This is a genomic window from Duganella rivi (genome assembly GCF_009857435.1).
GTDB lineage: Bacteria > Pseudomonadota > Gammaproteobacteria > Burkholderiales > Burkholderiaceae_D > Rugamonas > Rugamonas rivi.
Genome location: NZ_WWCK01000003.1, coordinates 814,387 through 838,567, shown reverse-complemented (window position 1 = coordinate 838,567; position 24,181 = coordinate 814,387). Strand labels below are relative to the sequence as shown.

Below are 24,181 nucleotides of genomic sequence, written 5' to 3'. Positions count from 1 at the left end.
TGTGATCCCGATCTACACTTTGCCCAGGCGCTCCAATGCGAGTGCCAGGGTCTCATCGTTTTTAGCAAAACAGAAGCGCACAATGCCCGACTCTTTGCCTTGCTGGTAAAACGCCGATACGGGAATGGCTGCGACCTTGATTTCGGTGGTCAGCCACTCGGCAAACTCGGCTTCGGTCTGTGTTGAAATTTTATCGTAACGGACGCACTGGAAGTAAGTACCGTCGGCTGGCAACAACTCAAATCGCGACTTTTTTAAACCGTCGCGGAACAGATCACGCTTGCGCTGGTAAAACGCCGGCAATTCCAAATAAGGTTTGGGATCGGCCATGTAGCTGGCCAGGCCGTGCTGCATCGGCGTGTTCACGCTGAACACATTGTATTGGTGGACCTTGCGGAACTCGGCCATCAGCGGGGCCGGCGCGGCCACGTAGCCGACCTTCCAGCCAGTGACGTGGTAAGTCTTGCCGAAGCTAGACACTACGAAGGCGCGCGCGGCCAGCTCTGGGTAGCGGCTGACCGACTCGTGCCGGTGGCCGTCGTAGACCATGTGTTCGTAGACTTCGTCCGACAAAATCAGCACGTCGGTGCCGCGCACGATGTCGCACAGCGCTTGCATATCGGCGGCGCGCAGCACGGTGCTGGTGGGATTGTGCGGGGTGTTGATGACGATCAGGCGGGTCTTGCTGTTGACGGCGGAGGCGACCTTGGCCCACGGCACGGTGTAGCCATTCTCGCCGACCTCCATTTCGACCGGCACCGGCACGCCGCCGGCCAGCGTAATCGCCGGCACGTAGCTGTCGTAGACCGGCTCGATGACGATGACCTCGTCGCCGGGATGGACGCAGCAGAAAATCGCGGTGGTCAGCGCCTGCGTGGCGCCGGCCGTGACCGTGATCTCGCTGTCAACGTTGTACTGGTGGCCGTAGAGGGCGCCGATCTTGGCGACGATGGCTTGCCGCAGCACCGGCGCGCCGCTCATCATCGGATACTGGTTGAAATCGGCCAGCATGGCGTCGTTGACGGCGCTGAGCAGGCTGCGCTCGCAGCCGAAATCGGGGAAGCCTTGGCCCAGATTGACCGCGCCGGCCTGCGCGGCCAGCGTCGACATGCGGGTGAAAACAGTGGTGCCGACCGCCGGCAAGCGGGTGGTGAGCGTGGGCGTGATCGGCAAGTTCGTGCGGCTATTCATGGGCGATAGAGTAGGGGACGGATGGCCTATTCTAGCGCAATCCACCTCTCTGGCAACATGACCTTGAACATGCCCTCGCGGGCGAGGCGGCGCGCCAGTTTCAGCAGGGCTTTGTCCTTGGTGATGAGGACTTCGGCGCCGGCGTCGCGGGCGATTTCGAGGAATTTCTGGTCGGCCTTGTCGCTGCACACCGGCAGCACGATGCTGGACACCGGCGGCGCCACCACCGTGATCATCTGGTCGAAGCGGGCGGCGGCCAGCGGGCGGCTGTCGTCGTCCAGCGGCAGGTGCTTGTAGTGGAGCACGATGTTGTACTCGTCGCGGCAGTCGGAGCGGGTGACGGCTTGCACCGCGCCGCTTTCAATGGCGGCCACCAGCTTGGCCCAGCGCGGATCGTTGAACACGAACAGGTCGAGGCAAACGTTGGTGTCGATAACGATTTTCTTTGGAACAGGTATCATGTAGGGCTAGTAACGTAAAAAATGTCTTTTGGAATCTTATGCTGATAGTGCTTTCCCCGGCAAAAAGTCTCGATCTGGAGACCCCGCCAACCACCAAGCTGCACACGCAACCGTCGTTTCTGGATCACTCCGAGCAGCTGATCAACCGCCTGCGCGAATTTTCGCCGACCGAACTGGGCGAGCTGATGGACTTGTCCGACAATCTGTCGGCGCTGAACGTGGCGCGCTACGCGTCCTGGAGCAAGGATACCAGCGAGGCCCGCCAAGCCGTGATGACGTTCAATGGCGACGTCTATGACGGCTTTGATGCGCGCAGCTTGAAACCTGCGCAGCTCGATTACGCGCAATCGCGGATCCGCATCTTGTCCGGCCTGTACGGCATGTTGCGCCCGCTGGACCTGATCCACCCGCACCGGCTGGAAATGGGCACGCGCCTGAGCAACCCGCGCGGCAAGGATTTGTATTCGTTCTGGGGCGAAACCATCACGCGGGCGCTGAACACGACGGCGCAAGAGCAGGGCGCCGAGACGTTGGTCAACCTCGCGTCCGAGGAATACTTCAAGTCGGTCAAGCCCAAGCTGCTGGACGTGCCGGTGATTACGCCGCTGTTCGAGGACTGGAAGAACGGCAAATACAAAATCATCTCGTTCTACGCCAAGCGCGCGCGCGGCCTGATGGCGCGCTACGCGGCGGTCAAAGGCATCACCGATCCGCAAAAGCTGAAAAAGTTCAACGTGGACGGCTACGCCTTCGACAAAGCCAGCTCGGACGACAAAACCTGGATCTTCCGCCGCAAAATCGCCGAATAAACTCCGGGGTCAGGTCCCCCATTTCTACACGAGCCCTGCCGTAGTTTGCGCTACGGCAGGGCTCGTGTAGAAATGGGGGACCTGACCCCGATTTTTTACTTGGTTTTACATCTTGCCGTTGCTAGTCCAGAAGTTCCACCACTTGCGGCCGGCCTGTTTGCCTTCGTCGAGGAATTTGGAGTTTGGATAGTTCAGCTTGAACACGCGCTCGGTGTCGTTTTTCAGCTCGGTCATGCCCAGCTTGTCGTAGCTGCGGATCATGATGAACAGTGCTTCTTCAATCGACGGCGAGTCGCGGAAGTCGCTCATGATGCCCATCGCGCGGTTAGCCGCTGCCAGGTACGCGCCACGGCGGTAGTAGTAGCGCGCCACGTGGATCTCATACGAAGCCATGGCGTTGAGCAAGTAACGCATGCGGGCCAGCGCATCCGGGGTATACTTACTCTCCGGGAACTTGGTGGTGAGCTCTTTGAAGGCCGCGTACGCTTCGCGCGTGGCTTTCGGATCGCGTTCGGTGGCGTCCTGCTCGTAAACAAAGTTGAGGAAGCTGACCTGGTCGTTGAAGTTGATCAGGCCGCGCAGGTAGTACATGTAATCAACGTTGGCGTGGTTCGGGTGCAGCTTGATGAAGCGCTCGACTTGCGCCAGCGCCTGGGCCTGGTCTTGCGACTTGTAATAGGCATAGGCGATATTCATCTGCGCCTGCTGGGCGTAGGTGCCGAATGGATAGCTCGATTCCAGCTTTTCAAACAACTGAATTGCGCGCTCGTAGTGCTGGCCTTCCAGTTCTTCGTTCGCCTCCGAGTATAATTTCGTAGCGCTCCAACCTTTTGTTTCGTCGGCCTTTTCAGAGAACAGGCCACAACCGGACAAACCAAGCAGAACAACCGTTGCTGCGACTACCGATAATTTTTTTTGCATATCTTTTGCAAGAGACTGTTTAACCAATGTTTTACGAGGCTAATTATAGCCGATAGGATTACCGTGATATTAAACGCAAAGCCGAATTTGGCCGAATCTTCCTCCGAACACGATGCCGACATCGATCTGGCCCTCCACGACGATGACGAGGACGGTCTCGCCCCCATCGAACTCGCGTTGAGCCCAGAACACTGCGGCCAGCGCCTCGACAAGGTCATTTCCGGCTTGGTTCCGCAATTTTCCCGCGGCCGCCTGCAAACCTGGATTACCGACGGCTTTGTCTCGGTCGATGGCAAAACCGCCAAAAGCACCAAGGACACCGTCTACGGCGACGAGAAGGTCATCATTCTGCCCCAACCGGAGCCGGAAGACGAGGCTTTTAAGCCAGAACCGCTTGAACTTAACATTGTTTTTGAAGATGAGCACCTGATTGTCATCAATAAACCGGCCGGAATGGTGGTTCACCCTGGTAACGGCAACTGGTCTGGCACCTTGCTGAATGGCCTGCTGCATTATTGCCCGCAGCTGAGCGGCGTGCCGCGCGCCGGCATCGTCCACCGCCTGGACAAGGACACCAGCGGCCTGATGGTGGTCGGCAAAACGCTGGCCGCGCAGACTGACCTGGTGCGCCAGCTGGCCGCGCGCACGGTCAAGCGCGAGTACTTTGCTTTGGTGTGGGGCACTCCGCGCATTAGCGGTACTATTGATGCCGCGATGGGCCGTCACCCGCGCGACCGCGTCAAGATGGCGGTGTCGACCGGCATGGGCTCGAAGCCGGCCATCACGCACTACACCTTGATTTCCAGCGGTAAGCTGGGCGAGGGCCGTCCTGTCAGTCTGGTGCAGTGCCGCCTTGAAACCGGCCGTACCCACCAGATCCGCGTGCACATGCAGTCGATCGGCTTCCCGCTGGTGGGCGACACGGTGTACGGCAAGCAGCACCTGGCCGATTATTTCCCACGTCAGGCGCTGCAGGCACGCCGCCTGGGGCTGGTACACCCGGCCACCGGCGAACCATGCGAGTGGATGGTGCCGCTGGCGCAAGATTTTGCTGAATTGCTGGTGCGAGCCGGCATCGAGGAACCGGAACAGATTTAATGTCGATACAGCAGCAGTGGTTGGTACCGCACTGGCCGGGTTTGCCAGTCAATATCGGTGTGTTGTCTACCACGCGGCGCGGCGGCGTTAGCCCCGCGCCCTACGATGATGGCATGGGCGGTGGCGGCCTCAATTTGGGAACCCACGTCGGCGACCAGCCGCACAATGTGGCGCACAACCGCGCCATTCTGTGCGAACAGTTGCCGAATGAGCCTGCATGGCTGTCGCAGGTGCACGGTACGGCGGTGGCCAATTTGGCCGATATCAAGCCGCAGCAGGTGCCGGATGCCGACGCCAGCTTCACCACCATGCCCGGCAAGGTATGCGTCATCCTGACGGCCGACTGCCTGCCGGTGCTGTTCTGCGATAAAGAAGGCAAAACCGTGGGCGCAGCCCATGCCGGCTGGCGCGGTTTGGCGGCTGGCGTGCTGGAAAACACAGTGGACACCATGCGCGCTGCCGGCGCCGGCGAGCTGATGGCGTGGATGGGGCCGGCGATAGGTGCTTACCAGTTCGAGGTTGGTGGCGACGTCAAGCAAGCGTTCCTGAACGGCGCGCTGGATGATTCCGGCGTGCGCCACGTCGAAGCGGCATTCAGCCTGATCGACGGCAAGCCGGGCAAGTTCCTGTGCGATATCTACGCACTGGCGCGCTACCTGCTGCACCGCGCCGGGGTGAAAGAGGTGCACGGCGGCGAATTCTGCACCGTGTCCAACTCCGGCCGTTTCTACTCCTACCGCCGCGACGGCGTCACCGGCCGTCAAGCCACTTTGATCTGGATCAAATAAAGGATTAACGCTGCCGCTCGGCCTCTCGGCGGCGGGCTTTACGCTTGCCCGAGCCGGCGATATAAATCAAAGTCCCCAAGGGCAGCACGCAATAGAACAAAAACGTTACAATTCCCGCAACCACGGAGGTTTCCGTTATCGCCATCAAGCCGACGACGTAAATCCAAGCAATAGCAACAATCAGCAGCATTGTGTTTAACTCACTTTAGGGAACCACACATGAATTTGCCCGATCCTCAAGTCATTGCCAACGCGTGGATGTCGCAGATGAGCGACCCCGGGCAGTGGCAATCCTGGTTCAGCGGGGCGCCAACCACGGAGGCGCATCCGCTGGCCGCCATGATGCAGGATGTGGGCGTCCACATCAAGCAGGATGTCATGGAGCAGCTGAAGAACGAATACATGAAGGATTTCGGCGAGCTGTGGCAGGATTTCGTGGCCGGCAAGACCCCGGCCATCAGCGACCGCCGCTTTGCCTCGGCGGCGTGGCAGGGCAATCCGATGTCGGCCTTCAACGCGGCCGCCTACCTGCTCAATGCCAAGTTCCTGACCGCGATGGTGGAGACGGTGGAAGCCACGCCGCAGCAAAAGCAGAAAATCCGCTTTGCCGTGCAGCAGATTGTCGACGCTATGTCGCCAGCCAACTTCCTCGCCACCAATCCCGAAGCGCAGCAAAAACTGATCGAAACCAAGGGCGAAAGCCTGACCAAGGGCCTGGCCAATATGCTGGGCGATATGGGCAAGGGCCACATCTCGCTGTCGGACGAATCGGCGTTCGAGGTCGGCCGCAACCTGGCCATGACCGAGGGTACGGTGGTGTATGAAAACCCGCTGTTCCAGTTGATCCAGTACAAGCCGAAAACCGACAACGTCAACCAGGTGCCGCTGCTGATGGTGCCGCCATGCATCAACAAGTTCTACATTCTGGACTTGCAGCCGGAAAATTCGCTGGTGCGCTATGCGGTGGAGCAGGGCAATACCGTGTTCCTGATTTCGTGGAGCAACCCGGACAAATCGCTGGCCCACACCACCTGGGACGACTATGTCGAAAAAGGCGTGATCGAAGCGATCCGCGTGGTGCAGGACATCACCGGCGAGAAAAAGCTCAACATGTTCGGCTTCTGCGTCGGCGGCACCATCGTCGCGACCGCGCTGGCGGTGCTGGCGGCGCGCGGCGAGCAGGTCGCCAACAGCCTGACCCTGCTGACCACCTTCCTCGACTTCAACGACACCGGCGTGCTGGACGTGTTTGTCGACGAGGCGCAAGTGGCGATGCGCGAGCAGCAGCTCAAGGGCGGCGGCCTGATGCCGGGCCGCGACCTGGCCAGCACCTTCTCCAGCCTGCGTCCGAACGACCTGGTGTGGAATTACGTGCAGTCCAACTACCTGAAGGGCAACGACCCGGCGGCGTTTGACCTGCTGTTCTGGAACTCGGACAGCACCAATCTGCCGGGGCCGATGTTCTGCTGGTACCTGCGCAACACCTATCTGGAGAACAAGCTCAAGACCGGCAAGCTGGTGGTGGCCGGCGAAAAGGTTGAGCTGGGCAAGATCGACGCGCCGGCGTTTGTTTACGGCTCGCGCGAAGACCACATCGTGCCTTGGCCGTCGGCTTACGACTCGCTCAACATCCTCAAAGGCAAGACCCGCTTTGTGCTGGGCGCCTCTGGCCACATTGCCGGCGTGATCAATTCGCCTGTGAAGAACAAGCGCAATTACTGGATCAACGACAGCGGCAAAGCCAGGAACGCCGAAGCCTGGTTCGACGGCGCCACCGAGGTGGCCGGCAGCTGGTGGCCGGAGTGGGCCAAGTTCCTGAGCGACAACGGCGGCAAGCAAGTAAAGGCCAGAGCCAAGCCGGGCAACGCCAAATACAAGGCGATCGAGGCCGCGCCGGGCCGCTATGTGAAGGTCAAAGCGGATTAATTCCGCAGGGGAAAAAGCACCGAAGTTGCCACTAAGTTGTTGAAGTGTAAATTTGGTTGCGTTGCAATAAAGGCCAAAAGTTATATCAGATTGTGCAAGACATGCTTTTTCCCCTCTATAATAGTTAAAGTATGGCACGTGGAAAGCGGACTACCCGTCGGCTTTCTTTCCGATTTTTAGAGACACGCGCTGCGGCGCAATAAACGGACTTGTGATGAGTAGTGCGAAAAAAAATGCTGACCGCCTGATTAAAAAATATCCAAACCGCCGTCTGTACGATACGCAGACCAGCTCGTACATCACGTTGACCGACGTGAAGCAGCTGGTGTTGGACAATGAGGAATTCACCGTTGTCGACGCCAAGACCAATGAAGACCTGAGCCGCAGCATCCTGCTGCAGATCATCCTGGAAGAAGAGGCCAGCGGCGCGCCGATGTTCTCCAGCGACGTGCTGGCACAGATCATCCGCTTCTACGGCCACGCCATGCAGGGCATGATGGGTTCGTACCTGGAGAAGAACGTCCAGGCCTTTACCGACATCCAGCGCAAGTTCACCAGCACCGCGGTGGGCGGCCAGCCGTTCAGCCCGGAGATGTGGACGCAGTTCATGAACGTGCAAGGCCCGATGATGCAGGGCATGATGAACAACTACATCGACCAGAGCAAGAGCCTGTTCGTGCAGATGCAGGAGCAGATGCAAAGCCAGAGCAAGAACCTGTTCGGCACCTTCCCGTTCGCGCCGGTACCGCCGGCGCCGACCGACAAAAAATAAACTATTTTCGCCCGCAAGGGGCGACGAGAAGAACGGCGCAGCGGCTAGTCCCTGCGCCGTTTTTTTTGCAACTAAAACACCACACTTCATTGTTAACGCTAACAAAATCGTTAACTTTCTTGTCGATATTGAATTACTATTTATGCAGCAATGTGATTAATTGTATATATTTCTTTTTAGAATTTAATTCTATTTTAGAAATATCTATCAATCAGTTCATGCATTTATTTCCTTTAAATCAAGGCTGTTAGTACAAGGAAATAGTAGTTCTGTATAGACAATCTCCAGACTATCGGTTTTTTACCGAGGGGGATTCTTTTATCTAAAAAATATGCTGCGGCAGTAAGCCAGTGTTGTAGCGCTACCATTTTTTGTCTGCCGCAGTTCATTCGGGGGAAACATGAAGCATGGTCAGTTAGCAATCAAGGGCAGTAGGCGGGGGCTGGAGTTGACGGCGATAACAACGGCAATGTTGCTGCTGTGCGGCGCCGCGGCGGCGCAGGAAGAGGCGCGCCACTTGTACATCGTGCAGTTGGCGGACAAGCCCGCAGCTTCGTACACCGGCGAGGTGGCAGGCCTGGTCGCAACCAAGCCGGCGCCGGGGCAGCGCTTGAACGTCGAGGCGCCCCACGTGCAGGGCTATATCGCCTACCTGGAGCAGAAGAAGGCGGCGGTACTGAACAGTATTTCTGCCGCCCAGGTTCGGGACAGTTACAACGTGGTGTTCAACGGCTTTTCGGCCATGCTGACTGACGACGAGGTGCGGGCCCTGAAGAAAAGCGGCGGCGTGGCCAAGATCAGCGCCAACGCCCTCAGGCACACCACCACCAGCTACACACCGACCTTCCTGGGCCTGAACAAGCCTGGCGGCCTGTGGGATCAGGCCGGCGGCGAGCGTGCCGCCGGCGAGGACATGATTATCGGCATGCTGGACACCGGCGTATGGCCCGAGAATCCCAGCTTTGCCGATCGCGTCGACGATCACGGCGCGCCGTCGTTCACCGGCACCCAGGTGTTCGATGCGCCGCCCGCGCGCTGGAAAGGGGTGTGCCAGCCGGGACAAGGCTTTTCGCCGGCCAACTGCAATAACAAGCTGATCGGCGCGCGCATCTACCCGCCCGATCCCAAGTATCCGATCTCGGAATACGAGTACCGCTCCGTGCGCGACAGCATCGGCCACGGCACCCACACGGCCAGCACCGCGGCCGGCGTGTCGGGCGTGGCGGCCACGGTGGCCGGCGTACCGATGGGCAAGGTAGGGGGCATGGCGCCGCGTGCGCGGCTGGCGATCTACAAGGTGTGCTGGACGGCCGATTACGGCAACGGCGAACAGAATTCCTGCCCGAACGACAGCACCGTGGCGGCGGTGGAGCAAGCCGTCAAGGATGGCGTGAACGTGCTCAGCTACTCCATCGGCAGCAGCCTCGGCGGCGGCGAGTTCGACGACCCGGTCGAGCTGGCCTTCCTGGGCGCGGCCAACGCCGGCGTGTTCGTAGCGGCGGCGGGCGGCAATGAGGGGCCAGCCAACGAGGAGCCGCAGCCGGTGACCAACATCGCGCCGTGGGTGACCACGGTGGCCAACTCGACCCACAACCGCAGTTACCGGGCCCGCGTCAAGCTCGGTAGCGGTGTCGTGCTCGACGGCGTGTCGAACAATGCCAATACCCCGTCGGCGCCGCTGCTGCTGGCCAAGGACGCGGGCAAGCGCGGCACCCGCCCCGACGACATCCGCATTGCGCAATGCTATGGGCCGGCGGAAAGTCTGGGCATGCCGTTCGACGTCGAGAAGGTCAAGGGCAAGATCCTGGTGTGCGACCGCGGCGGCAACTACCTGGCGGACAAGGTCAAGAATGCGCTGGCGGCCGGCGCAGCCGGGGTGGTGATCGTCAACGTCGATGGCGGCGCCAGCACCTTCCCGGGCCAGCCCTACACCTTGTCGATGGTGCACCTGGGCCTGGCCGAGGGCAAGACCCTGAAAAACTACGTGGCAAGCGCCGGGGCAGCCGGCACGGCCGCGCTGGGCGACGTCTACCCGGTGTACGACAGCAATCCGGCGGCGGCGCCGATCGTCGCCGGCTCGTCCTCGCGCGGCCCCAACGTGGCCGACCGCAACCTGCTGAAGCCGGATCTGGCCGCGCCGGGCACCGACATCCTCGCCGCCGGCCTGCCGTACATGCCGACCGAGGAGGACTTCATGGCGCCCTACACCGGCGGCAAGATGCCGGCGCCGGCGTGGGAATTCATGACCGGCACCTCGATGGCGACGCCGCACATCTCCGGCATCGCGGCCGTGCTCAAGCAGGTACACCCGGACTGGAGCCCGGCAGCCATCAAGTCGGCGCTGATGACCACGGCCTTCGATACCCAGTCCGATGGCCTGGCCGGTGCGCAGTGGTGGGATAACAGCGCGCTCAACACCGGCAAGCTGCCGTGGGGGCAGGGCGCCGGCCAGGTGGCGCCAAGCACCGCCGCCGACCCCGGCCTGGTGTACGACGCCGGCCCCGAGGACTACCGCCGCTTCCTGTGCGGCCAGTCGCTGAAAGTGGCGATCGACTGCGGCGGGGTGACGCCGCTGGCGGCGTCCGACCTGAACCTGCCGTCGCTGGGGGCGGAGGCGGTGCTGTCCTCGCAGAGCCTGCGCCGTACCGTGACCAATGTGGGCGCCAACAGCGCCACCTACACGGCCAGCGCCACCTTGCCCGGCTACAAGGTCGAGGTCAGCCCGGCGACGCTGACGCTGGCGCCCGGCGCCAAGGCTGATTTCACGGTCAAGCTGAGCCGCACCACGGCGCCGATGCACCAGTGGAGCTACGGCAAGCTGACCTGGAGCGACGGCCATGGCCACCAGGTGCGCAGCCCGCTGGTGGCGCGCGCCGCGACGCTGGCGACCCTGCCTTACGTCTACAGCGAGGCGGCCAGCGGCAGCAAGCTGGTGCCGCTGCTGTCTGGCTACACCGGGCCCGTCGGCGCCGTCCGCAGCAATCTGGTGGCGGCCACCCAGGTCGCCTCCACCATCGGCAAGGCGTCGGAATATGCCGATTGCTGGGGCAGCACGGAGGGCGTGGAGGTGACGCCGGTGACCATCTCTCCCGGCACCATGCTGGCCCGCTTCGCGCTCTACAACGCCGACACCAGCGGCGGCCAGGACAGCGATCTCGATCTGTACTTGCTCGACGGCGCGGGCAATCAGCTTGGCGCCAGCGCGGTCGCCGGCTCGGACGAGGTGCTGACCATGCTGAACCCGCCACCCGGCGATTACAAGGTGTGCGTGGTCGGCTACGCGCCCAAGGATGGCAGCGCCAGTTACAAGCTGTCGAGCTGGATGGTGGGGCCGGCCAGCGGTGCGGGCAACCTGAAGCTGACCGTGCCCGGCTTGCTGTACCAGGGCAAGGCCGGCGTGGCCGGCTACAGCTGGTCGGGGCTGGAGAGCGGCAAGCGTTTCCTGGGCATGGTGAATTTCCAGTACGCCGGCGCCAACGAGGCCAGCACGGTAATTGAAATCGACACCACCGACCCGCTGCCGTTGTTGCGCGGCGGCCGGGCCAAGAAGGTCAAGCTCAAGTGATGACGCATACACCAATCAATTTAAAGGGAATTTCCATGAAAAAGTTTCGCTACGTGCTGGCATTGCTCATCAGCAGCAGCCTGCTGGCCGCGGCGCCGGCCATGGCCGACGTCATCGATTTCAACCTGCAGCAAGCGGACGTGTTCGACGGCGGCGCGGTGCTGCACGAGGCCGGCTACGTGCTGGACGTGCTCGAGGGGCCGGTGACGGCTGCGCTCGGCTTGCACGGTACTTCCGGCGCCATTCTCGATCCGTCCGATCCGTTCAGCTGCGAGCTCGTGGCCTGCCCGGTGGGCGACGGTAGCCGCTACTACGCGGGCCTGGGCGACGGTGGCCTGCACCTGGGCCGCAGCGACGGCCTGGCCTTCACGCTCAACGGCCTCGATTACGGTTTCGTCGCCTCGCTGCCGGTGGCCAACGGGATCTACGGGCAACTGGTGCTGTCCGGCACCCGCGTTGGCGGCGGCGCCATCAGCCTCGCGCTCGACTTCCCGAGCCAGGACGGCGACGGCAACTTCGTCTTCAGCAGTGCAACGCTGGGCGCGTTTTCGGGCGTGCAGCTGAGCGGCTTGAACATCAGCGCCTGCGTGTTCACGGACAGCGGCAGCTGCGTCAATTCGCTGGAAGACATGGCCTACGGACAGGCCCAGTTCGCGCTCGATAACATCAGCGTGAGCGCGGTGCCGGAGCCTTCCACCTGGCTGTTGCTGCTGGCCGGTCTGGCCGGGCTGGCGCTGGTGGGGCGCCGCCGCCGTAGCGCTGCGCTGGCGCTGTCGGCCTTGCTGCTTGGGACGGTGCCGCTGGCGCAGGCCAGCACCATTGCCATCGTCACCGGCGACACGACCGGCGCCCCTACCTTCCTGCGCCCGATGCAGTATGGCGGCCCGGATGAATCCGATTACATGGGCTACACGGCGTACCGCCTGTTTGATGTCAACATCCTGCAGAACACGGCTGGCATCCTGTTCGATCTGAGCTGCGGCTTCGACTGCTCGATGTTCCTCTACAAGAGCTTCGACCCTGCCGCGCCGCTGCAAGACTTCATCGCCGGCGATGACAACTATGTCGCCCCGCAAACCGCTGGACTGGGCGGGCCGCTGCGGGCAGGGCATTACAGCCTGGTGGTTACTGGCGACAGCTGGCGCGATTCCGGTTACTTCAGCCTCAGCGTGGTCGGGCTCAAGCCATTTACCATCACTGCCGTTCCCGAGCCTTCGACCTGGCTGATGCTGCTTGGCGGCTTGCTGGCTGTGGGACTCGCAGCGCGCCGCCACGGCCGCCGGGCGCTGGTGCTGGCGTTGCTGGCCGGCGCCGTGCAGCAAGCCAGCGCGGACGTGGTTACCGTGAGCGGCGACACCACCTTCGGGCCGACCTTCCACCGCCCCAGCAACTACGGCGGCGAGCCTAACTCCCTGGGCCAGGACGTCGCGTACCGTGCCTATAACATCAGTGTGACGGCCGAGGCAGGCGAGTTCTCGTTCCTGACGGTCTGCGGCTATAACTGCGGAACCTTTTTGTATGAGGGCAGCTTCAACCCGGCCGATTCCTACCGTAACATACTGGACGGCAGGGCGCTGGGCGGCACCGACGATATGGGGGAAAGCGCTATCTCCGTCTACCTGAGGCGTGGACAGCAATACGTGCTGGTCGTTACCGGCTACGGTGACTACGACTGGGGAGAGTACTTCACGACCATCGCTGGCACCGGTGGCATCAGCATCAGCGCCGTGCCCGAGCCGTCGACCAGCCTGATGTTGCTGGGCGGCCTGATGGCAATCGGCGTGGCCGCGCGGCGCCGGAATAAGGGCCGTTAAACCTAAGCGGCAATGAGGGATGAGGGCGGCGCCAACAACGCCGCCCTCATTTTTTTTGAAATCTCGTTGACACCCGAAATTCTTCGCTGTTAGTATCTGGACATCTTGTGGAAGCGCTTCCACTCCCTGTTCAGACTAAGGAGTTTTCGTGGTAGACCAGACGTTTTCGCCGCCGGCCGATTCGGTTTTATGGCGCAAGGATTTCCTGATTGGCGCGGCCACCGCTGCGTATCAGATCGAAGGCGCAGTGAATGAAGACGGCCGTTTGCCGTCGATCTGGGATACCTTCTCCGCCACGCCGGGCAAGGTGCTGGCTGGCGACACCGGCGAATTCGCCTGTGATCACTATCACCGCTGGGAACAAGACGTGGAGCTGCTGGCCAGCTTGAACGTCGGCGCTTACCGCCTGTCGATTTCGTGGCCGCGCGTGATGACCATCGACGGCAAGCCGAATGACAAGGGCATCGCGTTCTATCGCAATCTGTTGAAGGCCCTGCGCGCCAAGGGTCTGAAAACCTACGTCACGCTATACCACTGGGATCTGCCGCAGCACCTGGAAGACAAGGGCGGCTGGGTCAACCGCGACACTGCATACAAGTTCGCCGAATACGCCGACATGATCAGCAAGCAGCTGGCCGGCTTGGTCGATGCGTGGGCCACGCTGAACGAGCCATGGTGCTCGGCCATGCACGGCTACGGCACCGGTCATCACGCGCCGGGCAAGCAGGACGTGGTGTTTGCCACCCAGGCCATGCACCACCTGCTGCTTGGTCACGGCCTGGCGGTGAAGCATCTGCGCGAGAACGACCCGTCGGCGCAAGTCGGCATCGTCGCCAACGTCGGCCGCGGCACCAGCACCGACACCAGCGAGGCAGGCCAGCGCGCCGCATGGCTGTTTGAGCTCCAGCACAATAACTGGATCCTCGATCCGCTGCTGAAGAAGTCCTATCCATCGGCGCTGTGGGAGCTGTGGCCGGGCGCCGCGCCGACCATCCTGAATGGCGACATGGAGATCATCGGCACGCCGCTGGATTTCCTGGGCATCAATTACTACTTCCGCACCAACGTGATCAGCGACGGTAAGCACGGCTACATTGAAGTCGATCTGGAAGGCGTGGAGCGCACGCAAATGGGCTGGGAAGTTTACCCGGAAGGCCTGCGCCACTTGCTGGTCGGCTTCCACCGCGATTATCCTAACCTGCCGCCGATTTATATCACCGAGAACGGCATGGCGACCGACGACGCCGTGGTCGATGGAGAAGTCAACGACCACCAGCGCATCTCGTTCTTGAACCGCCACCTCGAAGCGGTGAATCAAGCGGTGAAGCAGGGCGTGGACGTGCGCGGCTACTTTATTTGGTCCTTGATGGACAATTTTGAATGGGCCTTTGGTTATGAGCGCCGTTTCGGTATCATCCATGTCGATTACGCCACGCAGAAGCGTACGCTGAAACGCAGTGCAAAGCTGGTGACACAATTTTTGGCGGAGCGAGCCGCCCAAAATTAAGCTACACGAATAGAATAGGGCGCTTCGACGCCCACAAGGGAGACAGACAGAATGTACAAGGCCTCAAAACTGGGCGGCGCAGTGGCGCTTGCCCTGGCAGTCAGCGGTGCAGCGCACGCGCAAGCGCCGTTGAAAGCAACCGTGATTCACTGGTGGACTTCGGGCGGCGAGTCGGCCGCTGTTAAACAATTTGCAGAGGCCTATAACAAGGCCGGCGGCCAATGGGTAGACCAGGCCGTCGCCGGCGCCGACCAGTCGCGCGCCACCACGATTAACCGCATCGTCGGCGGCAATGCGCCGACCGCCGCGCAGTTCAACACCTCCAAGCAGTTCCGCGATTTCGTCGAGCAGGGCTTGCTCAATAACGTCGATGACGTGGCGATTGCCGGCAAGTGGGATCAGATCATGCCGCCGTCGATCCTGCAAGCGATCAAGATCAACGGCCATTTCTACGCCGCGCCGGTCAACATTCACATGCCGGCCTGGTTCTTCTACTCGAAAGCCGCGTATAAAAAAGCCGGCATCACCAACGAGCCGCAGACCTGGGAAGAATTCCTCGCGCAGCTGGCCAAGCTGAAAGCTGCAGGCGTGGTGCCGCTGGCCTTCGGCGGCCAGGTATGGCAAGAGAAGATCACCTTTGACGCCATCTTTGCCATGGTCGGCGGTTCTGACCTGTACCTCAAGGTGTACCGCGACCGCGATCAGAAGGCCGTGATGTCGCCGCAATTTAAGCAAGTGCTGGTCGAGTTTAAAAAGCTGAAAGCCTTCGTCGACGCCGGCTCGCCGGGCCGCAACTGGAACGACGCCACCGCGCTGGTAGTGCAGGGCAAGGCGGGCGTGCAGATCATGGGCGACTGGGCCAAGGGCGAATTCGCCGCCGCCAAGCAGGTAGCGGGCAAGGACTTCGGCTGCTATCCGGGCTTTGGCCCCAAGGCGCCGTACATCGTTGCCGGTGACGCTTTCGTGTTCCCGAAAACGAATGACGCTAACGCGATCAAGGCGCAGAAGCTGTTGGCCAATGTGGTAACGTCGCCAGCGGCGCAAGTGGCGTTCGCCGCGCGCAAGGGGGCGATCCCGATTCGCGGCGACGTCGATGAATCGCAGCTCGATATCTGCGCCCGCCAGGGCTTAGCCATCATGAAGGACAAGACGCGCCAACTGCCTAACACCGAGATGCTGGCCACACCGGATACCACCGGCGCGCTGCAAGATGTACTGACCAGCTACTGGAACAAGAACCAGTCTGCGGACGATGCGCAAAAAGCCTTCGCCCGCGCCATCAAGGGCGAATAAGCCATGGTCAAGAAACGCCAGAACGTTTCATTCGCGGCCTACGTTGCCATCCTGCCGATGGCGCTGACCGTGCTGCTGGCCTACCTCGGCACCATGCTGTGGACGGCCCGCGTATCGGTCAGCAGCTCGCGCACTTTCCCGGCAAGCGACTTTGTCGGCGCGTCGCAGTACATCCGCTTGTTCAATAACGAGCGCTGGCTGCTGTCGCTGCAAAACGTGGCCGTCTACGGCGTGCTGTTTATCGCCGCGTGCCTGATTATCGGCTTCCTGCTGGCGGTGTTCATCGATCAGAAGGTGATGGCGGAAGGCGCTCTGCGCACCGTGTTCCTGTATCCGTATGCGATGTCGTTTGTCGCCACCGGCTTGATCTGGCAGTGGATTTTGAATCCTGAACTCGGTATCCAGGAAGTGCTGCACAAGCTGGGATGGACGGAGGCGCAATTCGATTGGATTGTCGATCAGGATATGGCGATCTACACGATTGTGATTGCCACCGTGTGGCAGGCCTCCGGCCTGGTGATGGCGCTGATGCTGTCCGGCCTGCGCGGCGTGGATGAAGAAATCTGGAAGGCCGCCCGCATCGACGGCATCCCGCGCTGGCGCGTCTACCTGAGCATCGTGCTGCCGATGCTGGGCGCCTCCGTATCGACGGCCTTCGTGCTGCTGTTCGTGATGGTGGTGAAGGTGTTCGACGCCGTGGTTGCGATGACGCAGGGCGGCCCGGGTACGGCCAGCGAAGTGCCGGCCAAATTCATCATGGATTATCTGTTCGGCCGCGCCAATATCGGCCTGGCTTCCGCTGCTTCGATCGTGCTGCTGTTGACAGTATTGGCCATCGTCGCGCCGCTGTACTTTGTGCGCAACCGCCGCGCTGCATTGGGGGCATGATGGGACAAGTTGTGAAACTCGATAAAACTACCGGCGGCGCCAACGCAGCCGCCGCTGCCGAAGCGCTGCATCCGAACGCCGCCAACGACGCCAGCATCCCAACGCCGCGCCCGCGCCGCAGCGGCGCCTGGACGCCGGCCCGCATCGGCGTGTATGGTTTCCTGATCGTGGCGGCGCTGTTCTTCCTGCTGCCGCTGTACGTGATGCTGATAACGTCGGTGAAGCCGATGGAAGAAATCCGCCTTGGCACGCTGTTCGCGCTGCCGCAGAACTTCACGCTGGAGCCGTGGGTACAGGCGTGGTCTTCGGCGTGTACCGGCCTTGAATGCAACGGCATCAAGGGCGGCTTCTGGAACTCGGTCGCCATCGTCGTGCCAAGCACCATCCTGTCGATTGCCATCGGCGCGGTGAATGGCTATGCGCTGTCGTTCTGGCGTCCGCGCGGTGCAGGCTTCCTGTTCGCCATCCTGATGATGGGCGCTTTCATCCCGGTGCAGGTGATGATTTACCCGCTGGTGCGGGTGCTGGCGGCGGTGGATTTGTTTAGCTCCCTGCCGGGCATCATCATCATCCACACCATCTTCGGCATGCCGGTGATGACGCTGTTGTTCCGTAATTACTACGCCGCGCTGCCGCTGGAATTGTTCAAGGCCGCGCGTATCGACGGCGGCGGTTTCTGGCGCATCTTCTTGCAGCTGATGCTGCCGATGTCGACGCCGGTGATCGTGGTCGCCGTCATCATGCAGGTGACCGGTATCTGGAACGACTTCCTGCTGGGCCTTGTATTTGCAGGCTCCGAGCATTTGCCGATGACCGTCCAGCTGAATAACATCATCAACACCACCACCGGCGAGCGCCTGTACAACGTGAATATGGCGGCGACCATTTTGACGTCGGTCGTGCCGCTGGCGCTCTACTTTATTTCCGGCCGCTGGTTCGTGCGCGGCATCGCTTCTGGCGCAGTGAAGGGTTAAGAACATGTCTAACGTAGCTATTCGTAATTTGCAGATCCAGTTGGGCGGCAACAAGGTCATCGAGTCGCTCAACCTCGACGTCAAAGCAGGGGAGTTCGTGGTGCTGCTCGGCCCTTCGGGCTGCGGCAAATCGACGCTGCTGCACAGTATCGCGGGCTTGATCGATACCAGCGCCGGCCAGATTGAAATCGGCGGCAAGGATATGACGTGGGCCGATCCAAAAGACCGCGGCATTGCGCTGGTGTTCCAGTCGTACGCGCTGTATCCGACCATGAATGTGGAATCGAATATGTCGTTCGGCCTGCGCATCAACGGCACGCCGAAGGCGGAAATCGCCCGCCGCGTTTCGCGCGCTTCGGAGATGCTGCAACTGGGCCCGCTGTTGAAGCGCAAGCCGGCCAATCTGTCGGGCGGCCAGCGCCAACGCGTCGCCATCGGCCGCGCGATTGTGCGGGAAGCGGATGTGATGCTGTTCGATGAGCCGCTGTCCAACCTCGACGCCAAGCTGCGCACCGAATTGCGCCGCGAGTTGAAGCAGCTGCACAAGCAGCTGGGCGCCACCATGATCTATGTCACCCACGACCAGGTGGAAGCGATGACGCTGGCGCAGCGCATGGCGGTGATGAAGGGCGGCGTGGTGCAGCAGTTCGATACGCCGGACGTCATCTACAACACGCCGGCCAATCTGTTCGTTGCCACCTTCCTTGGTTCGCCCGGTATGAATTTGTTCAAGGGCGAAGTAGAACAGCAAGGTGGCCGCACCATCTTCAAAAATGAACACCTGTCGGTGGATGTCACCGATTATCCATTCCAGCAGCCGCTGACCGGCAAGCACGCGTGTGTGCTCGGTGTGCGGCCGGAAGACATCGACGTCGGTCATGGCGACGGCGTTGGTCAGGCAGTGCGCGCATCGGTCTCGCTGATCGAAGCCATGGGCGCGCATCGCGTTGTATGGCTGGACTTCCACGGCACGCAAGTTGCGGGCATCGTGCAAGACCAGCAGCCGATTGAACCCGAGAAGGAGATTAGCTTCTCGATTCGTACTAATCGTATTTCCCTGTTTGATGGAGCCAGCGAACAGCGGCTCTGACAAAACCGTAGTTGGTAGTTAGCTTTAGCACCGGGTCTGCCACGGTATGGCCCGACGCCTCCGCGCGTCTCGTGGTGGAAGCGGTTCCACTTGAAAAGAAAACGAGGAGATAGACCAGTGAAAAAAACGATATTAGCTCTCAGCATTGCGCAAATCGCGCTGGCGTCCGGCGCGGCTTACGCTCAGTCGGCGGCGGCCGATGCGCCGGCCGCTTCCGGCGGCGAGGTCGAAAAAATCATCATCACCGCCACCCGCCGCGACACGCTGGTGCAGGACACGCCGCTGGCCATCACCGCGTACACGCAGGACACGCTGGCCAACAACCAGGTTAAGGATTTGGCGACCATGACCGCCATGGTGCCTAGCCTGGTGGTGGAGCCGCACAGCGACTCGGGTGGTGTGCACGTCTACATGCGCGGCGTGGGTTCGGCCAACCACACGGAGCTGGGCGACCCGGCGGTGGCGTTCTACGTGGATGGCATTTACGTCGCGCGTCCGCAAGGCGCCACGGCGCTGATGTACGACTTGAATCACGTCGAGGTGGCGCGCGGCCCACAGGGCACGCTGAACGGCCGTAACTCGACTGCCGGCGCGGTGAATCTGGTATCGGGCGCGCCAAGCACCTCGAAAGTATTCGGCTCGGCCAGCGTGACCGTCGGCGATTACCACCGCCTGCAAACGCAGGCCATGATCAACATCCCGCTGAGCGACGACATTGCGCTGCGCATCGCCGCGATTAAAGACCAGCATGACGGCTATGTCGATTTCCGCAAAGGTTCGAATGTGATGCCGGGCGCGCAGAAGTACGGCGCCGGCAACCAGCAGGGCGCGCGCGCGTCGCTGCTGTGGAAGTTCACGCCGGATTTGAAGGCGACCTTCATCGCCGACTACTACGCCGACACCGGCGCCGGCAACATCTATCTGGCGGCCGAGCCAAAGGCTGGTCAGGAACTGCGCTCGGCGCTGATCGATACGGTCGGCACGCTCGATCAATCCATCGTCACCGCCAAGGGCAAGGTGCAATGGCGCCCGGTTGATGGCATCGAGGCGCAGTACCTCGGCGCGTGGAGCCGCCTGAAACGCAGCAACGCCAGCGATGCGGATGCCGGTTTCTACCCAGGCTTTAAAGCGGAGAACCGCACCGAATGGGGCCAATTCGACAGCGTGTCGAACGAGCTGCAACTGCGCTCGGATAGCGAAGCGCCGTTGCAATGGGTGGGCGGCCTGTTCTTCTTCAAGGAGAAAAACAAGATCCGCTTCGACATCGACCGCAGCCAGATCTCGGAAGAGATGCTGGCGCAGAGCATTGCCACCGGCAGCGTGATCTTCGTGCAGCCGACCGTGGGCCAGTATGCATCGGCCATGTCCTTCATCCAGGGCAATCGCCAGCTGCATTCGAAGGCCGCCTTCGCGCAAGCCAGCTATGAGCTCGATCCAGTGTGGAAGCTGACCGCCGGCGCGCGCTACACCAAGGATCACAAGTTCGACATCGGCGGCCAAAACTGGGCATGCCCGAACTGGCCCGATAACGCGCCGCGCGGCGCGACCCTGACGCCAAACCAGATCGCGCAACTGGTGACGCCGGGCGTAGGCACCATCAACACCCACAACATCGGGCCCGGCGGAACGGTGAATCAGGCAACCTGCGGCAACACCTACGGCGACAACACCGCCGATCTGGCCTACGGCCAAGCGACGTGGCTGGGCCGCGTGGAGTACAAGGTATCGAAAGATATCCTGACCTTCGCATCGGTCACCACCGGCTTCCACTCGCCGGCCATCGGCGACGGCGGCGCGACCACCAAGCCTGAAAAGCTGACCAGCTATGAATTCGGCTTCAAGTCGGATCTGCTGGATCGCCAGCTGTCCTTGAACATCGACGCGTTCTGGATGAAGTACAAGGACAAGCTGGAATCGCAAGTGGTGAACAACACGCTGCAAAACTTCAATGCGGCCGGCGCTTCGGTGAAAGGTATCGAAGCTGAATGGGCATGGCGCCCGACCAGTGTTGACCGCTTCAGCGGCAACGCCACCTGGCTGAAAGCGCGCTATGACGACTTCCTGTCCTGCGACGTCGATGCAGCGCGCGCCAACGGCCAGTCGTGCGGCACCACCGCGCCAACCGTCAACGTGGGTGGCAGCGTATTGAAACACGCGCCGACGTTTGCTTCCACGCTGATGTACGAGCATGACTTCGACACCGGCAAGGGCCGCATCACGCCGCGTATCTCGGCGCATTATGAGACCGAATCGTTTGTTGGTTCGGGCGCGTTCTCGGACGATGTGCCGGGCCATCCGGGTGTAAAAATGCAGAAGGCTTACACCACGCTGGATCTGAGCGTGCGCTATGAACCGCGCGGCAAGGCCTACACCGCCGAGCTGTTTGTGAACAACGCGACCGACAAGGAAGTGAAGTACGACGCGATCGAGGTTTGCACCCAGGTTGGCGCACCATGCCAGCCGAAGCAGCAGATCTGGGCGGCGTACTACAACAATCCGCGCACCTTGGGCGCGCGCGTATCGATGAAGTTCTAAGGTTGTAGTTGTAGGGGGTAGTAGTGTCTTTGGGCTGGCGCCGTCCCCGCGCCAGCCCTTTTTTTGCATGCTAATATCGAATATGTCTTGGCCGTGGAGACCGCATCTTGAGTACCGTGATATTTTGGTTTCGCAACGACCTGCGCTTGCATGATCAACTGGCGCTGCGCGCCGCTTGCGAGGCTGGAACGCGCCAGCTGGTGCCGGTGTACTGCCTGCCCGATTTCCACGAGCAGAGTCAATTCGGCTTTGAACGTGTTGGACTGCATCGCCGCGCGTGGCTGGCGGCTGCGCTGCAGGACTTGGCGCAGCAGCTCGATCAGCTAAATTGCCCGCTGCTGATTTGCCAGGGGCCGGCCGCCATCACGCTTCCACGGCTGGCGCGCGCAGTCGGCGCACACAGCGTGGTGTGCGAGGACATCGCCGCGCCGCAGGAGCAGGCGGAAGTTGCGGCATTGCGTGCCGCCGGACTGCAGGTGCAGCCTATCTGGCAGAGCAGCTTGCTCGATCCGTCCGTTCTGCCGTGGGAAGCGGCGGCCTTGCCGGCTTCCTTTACGCCGTTCCGGCAAGCGGTGGAACGCGCGCAATTAGCGCCGCCGGTGCCGTTGCCGGCGCCGGCCAGTTTGCCGCCTTGGCCGTCCGGCGTGACGCTGCCTCAAGACCTGCTTGCATCGCCGCTTGCGCCGCCCGGGGCGGACGATGCGCGTTCGTCGCTGGCTGGTCTGACGGGCGGCGAAACCGCGGGCAGGGCGCACCTGGCGAGTTACCTGCAGCGCCAACTGCCGGCCACCTACAAGCAGACCCGCAATGGCCTCACTGGATTGGACTACTCCAGCAAGTGGTCGCCATGGCTTGCCAGCGGCGCGCTGTCGGCCCGCTATATTGTGGCGGCGTTGCGGCAGTTTGAAGCGGCGCATGGCGCCAGTGATGGCAGCTATTGGCTATGGTTTGAATTGCTATGGCGTGACTATTTCCGTTTCCTGCATCTGCAACACGGCATCCGCCTGTATCACGCGCGCGGCCTAAGCTCATTGCCCAAGCCTGCCCACGACGCCGCCATGTTTGATCGTTGGCGCACCGGCGCCACGGGCCAGCCGCTGGTCGATGCCGCCATGCGCGAATTACAGGCGACAGGCTATATGAGCAATCGCTTGCGGCAGGTGGCGGCCAGTTACCTGATCTACGAAATGGGTGGTGATTGGCGCGCAGGGGCGGCCTGGTTCGAATCGCAATTGATCGATTACGATGTCTACAGCAACCAGGGCAACTGGCTGTACATCGCCGGCCGTGGCAGCGATCCGCGTGGCGGCCGCCGCTTCAATGTCGACAAGCAGGCCGCGGAGCACGACCCCGATGGCGCCTATCGCCGTCTTTGGGCCGCCTGAATGTTATGTGCGTGTTATGTGCGGCCCTGCACAGCGGCTGCACTCATCAGCTCATCGATCAAGGCCAGCGAACTTTCGCCGCCCAAGCTGTACGGATCAAACGCCGGCAGCACAGAGTAGCGCAGCAGCGTGCCGGCGTTGAGTTTATCCAGGTTGGTCTGCCCCATCGTCCAGCTGGCGTAGCGGCGCTCGCTGATTTCCTCGTAGCGCAGCAAGGTCACGTCGGTGTGCCGCGGGTCGTTCATGATGCGGTTATACAGGCGGTTCACCTGCTCGCGTCCACCCTCCAGCACTTGCAGGTACATCCGATCGCTGTGACACAACACGCCGGTAATGCCGGCGGGCGGGTTATTGTGCCGCGATTGGTGCAAAATCTCGATGACGGCGAAATCGGTTTCGACTGCGGAGCGGCTGGCATACAGTAGGCGAACAAGCATGGTAACTCCTTGGTCAACGTTTGATCAAAGCGAGGAATTCGCGCCGCAGCGCAGGATCTTTCAGGAAGGAGCCGTGCATTACGCTGTTAATCATGCGCGCATCGTTGTCCTTGACGCCGCGCCACTGCATGCAAAAATGATCGGCTTCCATGATGACCGCCAGACCGTCCGGCTGCACCTTTTCTTGCAGCAGTTCGGCCAACTGCACCACCGCTTCCTCTTGAATCTGCGGGCGGCTCATGATCCAGCTAGCCAGCCGCGCATACTTCGACAGGCCGATCAGGTTGGAATGCTGGTTCGGCATCACGCCGATCCACACCTTGCCCATCACGGGACACAGGTGATGCGAGCAGGCGCTGCGTACCGTGATCGGGCCGATGATCATCAGCTCATTCAGGTGCGAGACGTTGGGGAACTCGGTCACCGACGGCGCTGAGGTATAGCGGCCGCCGAACACCTCCTGCAAATACATTTTGGCGACGCGGCGCGCGGTGTCCTGGGAGTTGTGATCGTTGGTGGTATCGATCACCAGGCTTTCCAGTACGCCCTGCATGCGCAGGCTCACTTCGTCGAGCAAGGCATCCAGTTCGCCGGGCTCGATGTAGTCGGCGATGTTGTCGTTGGCGTGGAAGCGGGCGCCGTGCTGCATGAGGCGCGCGCGGATGCGTTCGGACACCGGAGTGGTGTCGGCCCGGTAGGCAATTGCCTGTTCATTCATGGTGATTAT

20 protein-coding genes are annotated in these 24,181 nt (G+C 61.5%); 14 read left to right on the top strand and 6 right to left on the bottom strand.

The genetic code is table 11. The annotated features are described in order from the left end of the window. Positions 1-12 precede the first annotated feature (12 nt). The gene (locus GTP45_RS12360; RefSeq protein ID WP_161014139.1) at positions 13-1,191 is read right to left on the bottom strand and encodes a pyridoxal phosphate-dependent aminotransferase; all 1,179 of its coding nucleotides are present in this window, start codon (positions 1,189-1,191) and stop codon (positions 13-15) included. Between the two features lie 26 nt (positions 1,192-1,217). Further along, positions 1,218-1,652: a putative toxin-antitoxin system toxin component, PIN family gene (locus GTP45_RS12355; RefSeq protein WP_161014138.1), complete on the bottom strand. Its 435-nt coding sequence runs from the start codon at positions 1,650-1,652 to the stop codon at positions 1,218-1,220. Between the two features lie 38 nt (positions 1,653-1,690). Here GTP45_RS12355 and yaaA point away from each other — a divergent pair, with 38 nt between their 5' ends. Further along, positions 1,691-2,461, top strand: a complete 771-nt coding sequence (gene yaaA / locus GTP45_RS12350) for a peroxide stress protein YaaA (protein WP_161014137.1) — start codon at positions 1,691-1,693, stop codon at positions 2,459-2,461. 105 nt (positions 2,462-2,566) lie between these two features. Here yaaA and GTP45_RS12345 read toward each other — a convergent pair whose 3' ends face one another. Beyond that, complete coding sequence (locus tag GTP45_RS12345) at positions 2,567-3,382, bottom strand: outer membrane protein assembly factor BamD (RefSeq protein ID WP_161014136.1); 816 nt, start codon at positions 3,380-3,382, stop codon at positions 2,567-2,569. A gap of 87 nt (positions 3,383-3,469) precedes the next feature. Here GTP45_RS12345 and GTP45_RS12340 point away from each other — a divergent pair, with 87 nt between their 5' ends. Further along, positions 3,470-4,480, top strand: coding sequence for an RluA family pseudouridine synthase (locus tag GTP45_RS12340; RefSeq protein ID WP_166454594.1), 1,011 nt, complete (start codon positions 3,470-3,472; stop codon positions 4,478-4,480). Beyond that, positions 4,480-5,268, top strand: a complete 789-nt coding sequence (pgeF, locus tag GTP45_RS12335; RefSeq protein ID WP_161014134.1) for a peptidoglycan editing factor PgeF — start codon at positions 4,480-4,482, stop codon at positions 5,266-5,268. The genes GTP45_RS12340 and pgeF overlap by 1 nt, the downstream gene beginning before the upstream one ends. Before the next feature lie 4 nt (positions 5,269-5,272). On the opposite strand, the gene GTP45_RS12330 is transcribed toward pgeF, so the two are convergent. After that, positions 5,273-5,458 carry a hypothetical protein gene (locus GTP45_RS12330; RefSeq protein ID WP_308494601.1) on the bottom strand — a complete coding sequence of 62 codons (186 nt, stop codon included), beginning with the start codon at positions 5,456-5,458 and terminating at the stop codon, positions 5,273-5,275. A 29-nt stretch (positions 5,459-5,487) separates the two neighbouring features. Between GTP45_RS12330 and phaC the strand changes: the two genes are divergently transcribed. From phaC to GTP45_RS12270, 11 genes are all read left to right on the top strand, one after another. After that, the gene (gene phaC / locus GTP45_RS12325; protein ID WP_161014133.1) at positions 5,488-7,194 is read left to right on the top strand and encodes a class I poly(R)-hydroxyalkanoic acid synthase; all 1,707 of its coding nucleotides are present in this window, start codon (positions 5,488-5,490) and stop codon (positions 7,192-7,194) included. Between the two features lie 214 nt (positions 7,195-7,408). After that, a complete protein-coding gene (gene phaR / locus GTP45_RS12320; protein ID WP_161014132.1) occupies positions 7,409-7,966 on the top strand; it encodes a polyhydroxyalkanoate synthesis repressor PhaR in 558 nt (185 codons plus the stop codon). A 469-nt stretch (positions 7,967-8,435) separates the two neighbouring features. Then, the gene (locus tag GTP45_RS12315; protein ID WP_161014131.1) at positions 8,436-11,531 is read left to right on the top strand and encodes a S8 family peptidase; all 3,096 of its coding nucleotides are present in this window, start codon (positions 8,436-8,438) and stop codon (positions 11,529-11,531) included. A 35-nt stretch (positions 11,532-11,566) separates the two neighbouring features. Further along, complete coding sequence (locus GTP45_RS28665) at positions 11,567-13,345, top strand: NF038120 family PEP-CTERM protein (RefSeq protein ID WP_229258423.1); 1,779 nt, start codon at positions 11,567-11,569, stop codon at positions 13,343-13,345. Between the two features lie 148 nt (positions 13,346-13,493). Further along, the gene (locus tag GTP45_RS12300) at positions 13,494-14,852 is read left to right on the top strand and encodes a GH1 family beta-glucosidase (RefSeq protein ID WP_161014130.1); all 1,359 of its coding nucleotides are present in this window, start codon (positions 13,494-13,496) and stop codon (positions 14,850-14,852) included. 51 nt (positions 14,853-14,903) lie between these two features. Continuing rightward, positions 14,904-16,145: an ABC transporter substrate-binding protein gene (locus tag GTP45_RS12295; protein ID WP_161014129.1), complete on the top strand. Its 1,242-nt coding sequence runs from the start codon at positions 14,904-14,906 to the stop codon at positions 16,143-16,145. A 3-nt stretch (positions 16,146-16,148) separates the two neighbouring features. Next, complete coding sequence (locus GTP45_RS12290; RefSeq protein ID WP_161014128.1) at positions 16,149-17,033, top strand: carbohydrate ABC transporter permease; 885 nt, start codon at positions 16,149-16,151, stop codon at positions 17,031-17,033. Continuing rightward, complete coding sequence (locus GTP45_RS12285) at positions 17,030-18,007, top strand: carbohydrate ABC transporter permease (RefSeq protein WP_229258422.1); 978 nt, start codon at positions 17,030-17,032, stop codon at positions 18,005-18,007. The genes GTP45_RS12290 and GTP45_RS12285 overlap by 4 nt, the downstream gene beginning before the upstream one ends. 4 nt (positions 18,008-18,011) lie before the next feature. Beyond that, complete coding sequence (locus tag GTP45_RS12280) at positions 18,012-19,097, top strand: ABC transporter ATP-binding protein (RefSeq protein WP_161014127.1); 1,086 nt, start codon at positions 18,012-18,014, stop codon at positions 19,095-19,097. Positions 19,098-19,214: 117 nt separating this feature from the next. Next, entirely contained in the window at positions 19,215-21,632 is a 2,418-nt protein-coding gene (locus GTP45_RS12275) for a TonB-dependent receptor (RefSeq protein WP_161014126.1), read from the top strand. A gap of 107 nt (positions 21,633-21,739) precedes the next feature. Next, positions 21,740-23,017, top strand: a complete 1,278-nt coding sequence (locus GTP45_RS12270) for a DASH family cryptochrome (RefSeq protein ID WP_161014125.1) — start codon at positions 21,740-21,742, stop codon at positions 23,015-23,017. Between the two features lie 14 nt (positions 23,018-23,031). Here GTP45_RS12270 and GTP45_RS12265 read toward each other — a convergent pair whose 3' ends face one another. Both GTP45_RS12265 and folE read right to left on the bottom strand, forming a co-directional pair. Then, the gene (locus tag GTP45_RS12265) at positions 23,032-23,454 is read right to left on the bottom strand and encodes a BLUF domain-containing protein (protein WP_161014124.1); all 423 of its coding nucleotides are present in this window, start codon (positions 23,452-23,454) and stop codon (positions 23,032-23,034) included. A gap of 13 nt (positions 23,455-23,467) precedes the next feature. After that, on the bottom strand, positions 23,468-24,172 hold the full coding sequence (gene folE, locus GTP45_RS12260; RefSeq protein ID WP_161014123.1) for a GTP cyclohydrolase I: 705 nt from the start codon (positions 24,170-24,172) through the stop codon (positions 23,468-23,470). Between the last annotated feature and the right edge of the window lie 9 nt (positions 24,173-24,181).

Coding starts and splice junctions, on each gene's coding strand:
- phaR (WP_161014132.1), top strand. CDS start 7,409: ATGAGTAGTGCGAAAAAAAATGCTGACCGCCTGATTAAAAAATATCCA.
- phaC (WP_161014133.1), top strand. CDS start 5,488: ATGAATTTGCCCGATCCTCAAGTCATTGCCAACGCGTGGATGTCGCAG.
- GTP45_RS12280 (WP_161014127.1), top strand. CDS start 18,012: ATGTCTAACGTAGCTATTCGTAATTTGCAGATCCAGTTGGGCGGCAAC.
- pgeF (WP_161014134.1), top strand. CDS start 4,480: ATGTCGATACAGCAGCAGTGGTTGGTACCGCACTGGCCGGGTTTGCCA.
- GTP45_RS12265 (WP_161014124.1), bottom strand. CDS start 23,454: ATGCTTGTTCGCCTACTGTATGCCAGCCGCTCCGCAGTCGAAACCGAT.
- folE (WP_161014123.1), bottom strand. CDS start 24,172: ATGAATGAACAGGCAATTGCCTACCGGGCCGACACCACTCCGGTGTCC.
- yaaA (WP_161014137.1), top strand. CDS start 1,691: ATGCTGATAGTGCTTTCCCCGGCAAAAAGTCTCGATCTGGAGACCCCG.
- GTP45_RS12360 (WP_161014139.1), bottom strand. CDS start 1,191: ATGAATAGCCGCACGAACTTGCCGATCACGCCCACGCTCACCACCCGC.
- GTP45_RS28665 (WP_229258423.1), top strand. CDS start 11,567: ATGAAAAAGTTTCGCTACGTGCTGGCATTGCTCATCAGCAGCAGCCTG.
- GTP45_RS12285 (WP_229258422.1), top strand. CDS start 17,030: ATGATGGGACAAGTTGTGAAACTCGATAAAACTACCGGCGGCGCCAAC.
- GTP45_RS12315 (WP_161014131.1), top strand. CDS start 8,436: ATGTTGCTGCTGTGCGGCGCCGCGGCGGCGCAGGAAGAGGCGCGCCAC.
- GTP45_RS12355 (WP_161014138.1), bottom strand. CDS start 1,652: ATGATACCTGTTCCAAAGAAAATCGTTATCGACACCAACGTTTGCCTC.
- GTP45_RS12330 (WP_308494601.1), bottom strand. CDS start 5,458: ATGCTGCTGATTGTTGCTATTGCTTGGATTTACGTCGTCGGCTTGATG.
- GTP45_RS12290 (WP_161014128.1), top strand. CDS start 16,149: ATGGTCAAGAAACGCCAGAACGTTTCATTCGCGGCCTACGTTGCCATC.
- GTP45_RS12295 (WP_161014129.1), top strand. CDS start 14,904: ATGTACAAGGCCTCAAAACTGGGCGGCGCAGTGGCGCTTGCCCTGGCA.
- GTP45_RS12345 (WP_161014136.1), bottom strand. CDS start 3,382: ATGCAAAAAAAATTATCGGTAGTCGCAGCAACGGTTGTTCTGCTTGGT.